Consider the following 6,122-nt stretch of genomic DNA (forward strand, 5'->3'; position numbering starts at 1 on the left):
GCGGGTGCGGCAGGGATGAAAATTAATCGTATTGTTAATGAGGGATTTATGAAAACGATGCTGGCAGCTTATTTACCAGGAAATTCGACCGTCGATCTGCGGGAAGTTGCGGTGCCGACGCCGGGGATTAACCAGGTACTGATCAAAATGAAATCCTCCGGGATTTGCGGAAGCGATGTCCACTATATCTATCATCAACACAGTGCCACGGCAGCCGCGCCCGATAAACCGTTATACCAGGGTTTTATCAACGGTCATGAACCGTGCGGGCAGATTGTGGCGATGGGGCAAGGCTGTCGCCATTTCAAAGAGGGTGACCGCGTGCTGGTGTATCACATTTCCGGTTGTGGCTTTTGCCCGAACTGCCGTCGCGGTTTTCCTATCTCCTGCACCGGAGAAGGAAAAGCCGCTTACGGCTGGCAGCGTGATGGCGGTCATGCCGAATACCTGCTGGCGGAAGAAAAAGATCTGATCCTCCTGCCAGACGCGCTGAGCTACGAAGATGGCGCGTTTATCAGTTGCGGTGTTGGTACGGCGTATGAAGGGATTTTGCGCGGCGAGGTTTCCGGTAGCGATAACGTGCTGGTGGTTGGTCTGGGGCCGGTCGGGATGATGGCGATGATGCTGGCGAAAGGTCGCGGTGCAAAACGGATCATCGGCGTTGATATGTTGCCGGAACGTCTGGCGATGGCGAAACAGCTAGGGGTGATGGATCACGGCTATTTAGCGACCACCGAAGGTCTGCCGCAGATCATCGCTGAACTCACTCATGGCGGTGCGGATGTTGCGCTTGATTGTTCCGGTAATGCTGCGGGGCGCTTGCTGGCATTGCAATCTACCGCCGACTGGGGGCGAGTGGTTTACATTGGCGAAACCGGAAAAGTGGAATTTGAGGTCAGCGCTGACCTGATGCATCACCAACGCAGAATTATTGGCTCCTGGGTGACCAGCTTGTTCCATATGGAAAAATGCGCCCACGATTTGACTGACTGGAAACTGTGGCCGCGTAACGCTATTACCCATCGCTTCTCACTGGAGCAGGCGGGAGATGCTTACGCGCTAATGGCGAGCGGCAAATGCGGGAAAGTCGTGATCAACTTCCCGGATTAAGGAGTAGAGGATGGCCATCTATACCCTATCTCAGGGGGCGCTAAAGCTTGAGGTTTCCGATCAGGGCGGTGTAATTGAAGGCTTCTGGCGTGACGCCGCCCCGCTGCTGCGTCCGGGGAAAAAAAGCGGCGTTGCTACCGACGCTTCCTGTTTTCCGCTGGTTCCGTTTGCTAATCGGGTGAGCGGTAATCGTTTTGTCTGGCTGGGACGTGAATATCAACTACAACCGAATGTTGAATGGGATGCGCATTATCTGCACGGGGACGCCTGGCTGGGTCAGTGGCAATGCGTCTCGCGTAGCGATGATAGTTTGTGTCTGGTGTATGAACATTGCAGCGGTGTTTATCATTACCGGGCAAGTCAGGCATTTCATCTGACGACGGATGAACTGAAGGTGACGCTATCGGTAACGAATTTGAGCGCAGAAACTCTGCCATTTGGTACTGGCTGGCATCCTTATTTTCCGTTGGCGCCGCAAACGCGGATTCAGGCGCAGGCAAGCGGTTACTGGCTGGAGCGGGAGCAGTGGCTGGCAGGTGAGTTTTGCGAGCAGTTACCCCGGGAGCTGGATTTCAATCATCTCGCGCCGTTACCGCGTCAGTGGGTGAACAATGGCTTTGCTGGCTGGAATGGTCAGGCCCGCATCGAGCAACCGCAGGAGGGGTACGCCATCATCATGGAAACGACGCCGCCTGCACCATGTTATTTCATCTTTGTTTCTGACTCGGCGTTTGATAAAGGGTATGCGTTTGATTTCTTCTGTCTGGAACCGATGAGCCATGCGCCGGATGACCATCATCGCCCGAAAGGTGGTGACCTCATTGCGCTTGCGCCGGGGGAATCAACAACCTCAGAGATGTCGTTGCGGGTTGCGTTGCTGTAATTTATAAAATGCCGGATGCACAGGTCTACGGGGTAATTTCGATTTTGTAGCAATCGGCGCACCATGCCTGATGCGACGCTTATCGCGTCTTATCAGGCCTACAATCGATGCCGGAGCGGTAAGTCGGATAAGGCGTTCACGCCGCATCCGGCATCTTTCCTAACGGCGATCGAGAGAAATCGCCCCCGGCCCGGTAATTGCCAACAGCAGGAATGCGCCAGCGATACTGACATTCTTCCAGAAATTAATCATATTTGGTCCAACCGCATCGCCGGTCATATCCCAGTAATGGTGACCAATCACCGCCGTACCCAGCGTGTAGAAAATAAACAGCACCGCCAGCGGACGGGTGAAAAAGCCAAGTACGATTAATATTGCCGCGGGCACTTCCATAATGACCGCAATAATTGCTGCCAGCATTGGCATTGGCGCGCCCAGTGAGGCCATATATTGTACTGTACCGTCAAAGCCCATCATTTTGGGAAAACCAAAAATAATGAAAATCAAAACGATGGCGATTCGGGCAATTAATAACAAAACGGGGCTGGCGGCGCCAAAATCAAAATAACGTAGAGTGTTCATAACCAATCCTTTTGCAAGATGATGTGATTTAAACGTAATACACACTCTTGCACCTCGCCATGCTCCAGGCGTTGAGATATTCGCTAATTATCCTAGTCTGGTATAACGGCATATTGTTGACAACGTGCGCGTTGTTTCATGTTGGATACGGTGCAAACGCCTTGTCCGTCTGACATGAATCTGTCAGTTTTATAAATTGCCAGAGGTGATAAGCCCGGCGCATCGGGCAATTTAGCCTTTGTCACTCGTCTCATCGTTCTGTTCTTTTTTCCATATTGCGTCGTGGGCCGCACTTTTTTGTCGTTTTCTGATAAGCATGGCAACCATCAGGAAGCTCACTCGAATATTCTTATTTTTCAACTTGCACCAACATTCGATTAACTTCAGACTAACGCCTCCTGACGGGAGGGACTCATGGTTTTGCAATCCACGCGCTGGTTGGCGCTCGGTTATTTCACATACTTTTTTAGCTACGGCATCTTTTTGCCTTTCTGGAGCGTCTGGCTTGAGGGAGTTGGTTTAACGCCAGAGACTATCGGTCTGTTGTTAGGGACAGGACTGGTTGCCCGCTTCCTCGGTAGTTTGATAATTGCGCCGCGTGTAAGCGATCCTTCTCGCCTGATTTCCGCGCTGCGAGTGCTGGCGTTACTGACGCTGCTTTTTGCCATTGCCTTCTGGGCAGGGGCGTACGTGGCGTGGCTGATGGTCGTTATGATCGGCTTCAACCTTTTTTTCTCGCCGCTGGTTCCGTTGACCGACGCGCTGGCCAATACCTGGCAAAAGCAGTTTCCTCTTGATTACGGCAAAGTACGACTTTGGGGCTCGGTAGCGTTTGTCATAGGTTCGGCGCTGACGGGAAAACTGGTCAGCGTGTTCGACTATCGGGTCATTCTGACGATGTTGACGCTAGGCGTGGCATCCATGCTGCTTGGTTTTCTGCTTCGCCCAACCATTCAACCGCAGGGGGTTAGTCGCCAGCAGGAGAGCACCGGTTGGTCTGCGTGGTTGGCGTTGGTTCGCCAGAACTGGCGCTTTCTGGCCTGCGTTTGTTTATTGCAGGGGGCACATGCGGCCTATTACGGTTTTAGCGCCATTTACTGGCAGGCTGCCGGGTATTCTGCTTCGGCGGTAGGGTATTTGTGGTCATTGGGCGTAGTGGCAGAAGTGATAATCTTTGCGCTGAGTAATAAACTTTTCCGTCGCTGCAGTGCTCGCGATATGTTGTTGATCTCGGCGATTTGCGGAGTGGTTCGCTGGGGGATTATGGGCGCGACTACTGAATTGCCGTGGTTGATATTAGTACAAATTCTGCACTGCGGTACCTTTACTGTTTGCCACCTGGCCGCTATGCGCTATATAGCCGCCCGTCAGGGCAGCGAAGTCATCCGTTTGCAGGCGGTTTATTCTGCCGTCGCGATGGGCGGAAGTATTGCCATCATGACCGTCTTCGCCGGTTTCCTGTATCAATATCTGGGGCACGGCGTATTCTGGGTGATGGCTTTAGTGGCGCTTCCGGCAATGTTTTTGCGCCCGAAAGTCGTTCCTTCATGCTGATTCAAGCATTTTTCGGATCTGTTCCTGTTGATGCATGGTCAGGTTCTGGTCCGTATGAATTAGTGGCGGCGAAAAGAGCGGTAACGGGATGGTATAAGGCGCAATAATCAGTGCAGCGTTTCGCGGCGCGCCATTTTTTAAAAATGTCTTCACGGACATATGCTTAATATTGAGTGGCAGTAGCGTCAGTTCACGTAACTGCTGCTCAATATAGGCTTCTCTTTCGCTGTCATTGCCCGTCAGCAGAAGGATCTGTTTTTCGTGAATCTCATTTGCCTGCATCAACCATGCGCCGAAAATCACCGCTACCAGGCCACTTTCTTCATTGGAAAAACGAACATTGTATTCACTTTCAAACCCGGCCAGCGCTGCGCGAGTGGTTCGGACCAGACGAGGATAGAGTCGGCCAAACTCTTCTGGCAAAGTATTATCAATACCGATGGCAAACAAACTGCGGTGTAATGCCTGGGCGAGATGTGTATAAAGCTGATCGCATAACCCCTGTTCATCATAGAAATTAACATTTCCCAGCTCGCGAAAATGGTGTACCAGACGAACGATAGCCTGACGTAATTGCCGATCGCGTTGATGAGTATCCCTCAATGGATCAGGGGTCCGTAGCATGGAAAAAAGTATTGCCATAAACAACGGTTCATCTGGTGGTACGGGCTGGAGTGCCCGGCGTTGCCAGTGGCGGCCAATCTCCTGCGCCACCTGAAATTCAAGGCTGGATTCAGCCCAGCGACGTTGCAGCGGGTTAAATTGTGGCGTGATTCCGGCATGATGTTGCAACAGGCAATATTGTAGATACAGGCACAGAAAATGAGTATCACGTGCTTCAAAGCGTTTTTGTAACCGGCGCGAGCAGAGATTAACTAAAGCTTGCAGATTTGTGTCGTCATAAAAGTTGCGGGCAATCCCCCGACGCCTTAGTTCATCCTTTAAAGCGGGAGTGAAACGGTGGGTAATAAATGACGGACATAAACGGAAACCGCGTCGTAGCCAGTGAAACAAACATAAACGTTGGTTAAGCACTGTACCTTCAATCCGGTAGCCGCCGTCATAACCAGTAGTGAGTGTGAGTTGATGATAGCGGAGGATTTCTTGTCCTGTTTCGCTGATATCGCGCACCGCAATATCATCATCCACACCGTTAAGCTCGCTGAAAGTTGCCGTGGTGGCACGCAACCCCGGCTGAAATAGCGTCAGCAATATCTGGCAGCGGCGCTGGGGAGCTGAAAGTACAGATGGTGGAGCAAGCGTAGGCATCATCTGTGGATCTCCCATAAGCATAATTGATAAGAATAGCTAAAGTTTGCTTATGGAAATGGTGAATGGAATGCTAATCATCAGAAATGTTGGTCAACGTCACAGAATTTTTCTCATGTTAAACTGTTGTGAATAGTGAAATACCTCGCCTTAAGGTTATTTTATAAATTTTTCTCTCTCTGGCGGTTACAGGTTAGTTCTGCAGATTCAACGCACTAAGGATAAAATCTGCCATCTGATCGCGATAAACATCACCATGACGATCGGAAAAGGCATCAATATGCTCGCCGTCAGGGATCAGGATCAGACGTTTGGGCTCTTTCGCCAGGTTATACAATTTTTCGCTGTGCTGCCACGGGATAACGTGATCGGCTTTACCGTGAATCAGTAAAAGTGGAATCGGACTGACGCTGGCGATGTAGTTTTCGCCGCTGTAACTCTCATCAAGTAAGTAGCCGCTGCCGGGGATCATTTGGTTGGCGATGGTTGAGTAAGAAGCAAATGTGGAGTCGAGGATCACCGCTCGTATACCTTCGCGATCTCCCATCCCAATAACATCGAGGATGTTTGCGCCGCCGATACTTTGACCGAACAGCACCAATCGCTGTGGGTTTACATCACTGCGATGGCGCACCACATTGATGGCGCTTTGTGTATCGTCCAGTAATCCGGCTTGTGATGGCGTTCCTTTTGACTTACCAAACCTGCGATAATCAAACATGGG

At 51.2% G+C, this 6,122-nt stretch carries 6 protein-coding genes; 3 read left to right on the top strand and 3 right to left on the bottom strand.

The features are described from left to right. The first annotated feature begins 15 nt into the window (after positions 1-15). Both EA14781_RS09990 and EA14781_RS09995 read left to right on the top strand, forming a co-directional pair. Positions 16-1,110 carry a zinc-dependent alcohol dehydrogenase family protein gene (locus EA14781_RS09990; RefSeq protein ID WP_024164744.1) on the top strand — a complete coding sequence of 365 codons (1,095 nt, stop codon included), beginning with the start codon at positions 16-18 and terminating at the stop codon, positions 1,108-1,110. Positions 1,111-1,120: 10 nt separating this feature from the next. Beyond that, positions 1,121-1,993 carry an aldose 1-epimerase gene (locus tag EA14781_RS09995; protein ID WP_001029471.1) on the top strand — a complete coding sequence of 291 codons (873 nt, stop codon included), beginning with the start codon at positions 1,121-1,123 and terminating at the stop codon, positions 1,991-1,993. A gap of 159 nt (positions 1,994-2,152) precedes the next feature. On the opposite strand, the gene EA14781_RS10000 is transcribed toward EA14781_RS09995, so the two are convergent. After that, positions 2,153-2,575 (bottom strand): DoxX family protein, encoded by a 423-nt coding sequence (locus tag EA14781_RS10000; protein WP_001094735.1) that lies wholly within the window; start codon positions 2,573-2,575, stop codon positions 2,153-2,155. A gap of 414 nt (positions 2,576-2,989) precedes the next feature. Between EA14781_RS10000 and EA14781_RS10005 the strand changes: the two genes are divergently transcribed. Beyond that, positions 2,990-4,129 (top strand): 3-phenylpropionate MFS transporter, encoded by a 1,140-nt coding sequence (locus tag EA14781_RS10005; protein ID WP_000244167.1) that lies wholly within the window; start codon positions 2,990-2,992, stop codon positions 4,127-4,129. Here EA14781_RS10005 and csiE read toward each other — a convergent pair. Continuing rightward, a complete protein-coding gene (gene csiE / locus EA14781_RS10010; protein WP_000982978.1) occupies positions 4,121-5,401 on the bottom strand; it encodes a stationary phase inducible protein CsiE in 1,281 nt (426 codons plus the stop codon). The genes EA14781_RS10005 and csiE overlap by 9 nt on opposite strands. Before the next feature lie 190 nt (positions 5,402-5,591). Continuing rightward, positions 5,592-6,122, bottom strand: a 531-nt coding sequence (locus EA14781_RS10015; protein WP_042335577.1) for an alpha/beta hydrolase, incomplete at its 5' end; no start/stop codon positions are given.

It is taken from the genome of Escherichia albertii NBRC 107761 = DSM 17582, assembly GCF_000759775.1.
GTDB lineage: Bacteria > Pseudomonadota > Gammaproteobacteria > Enterobacterales > Enterobacteriaceae > Escherichia > Escherichia albertii.

What these genes read in the sequence shown, in the direction of transcription:
- EA14781_RS10005 (WP_000244167.1), top strand. Translation starts at nt 2,990, where the DNA reads ATGGTTTTGCAATCCACGCGCTGGTTGGCGCTCGGTTATTTCACATAC.
- csiE (WP_000982978.1), bottom strand. Translation starts at nt 5,401, where the DNA reads ATGATGCCTACGCTTGCTCCACCATCTGTACTTTCAGCTCCCCAGCGC.
- EA14781_RS09990 (WP_024164744.1), top strand. Translation starts at nt 16, where the DNA reads ATGAAAATTAATCGTATTGTTAATGAGGGATTTATGAAAACGATGCTG.
- EA14781_RS10000 (WP_001094735.1), bottom strand. Translation starts at nt 2,575, where the DNA reads ATGAACACTCTACGTTATTTTGATTTTGGCGCCGCCAGCCCCGTTTTG.
- EA14781_RS09995 (WP_001029471.1), top strand. Translation starts at nt 1,121, where the DNA reads ATGGCCATCTATACCCTATCTCAGGGGGCGCTAAAGCTTGAGGTTTCC.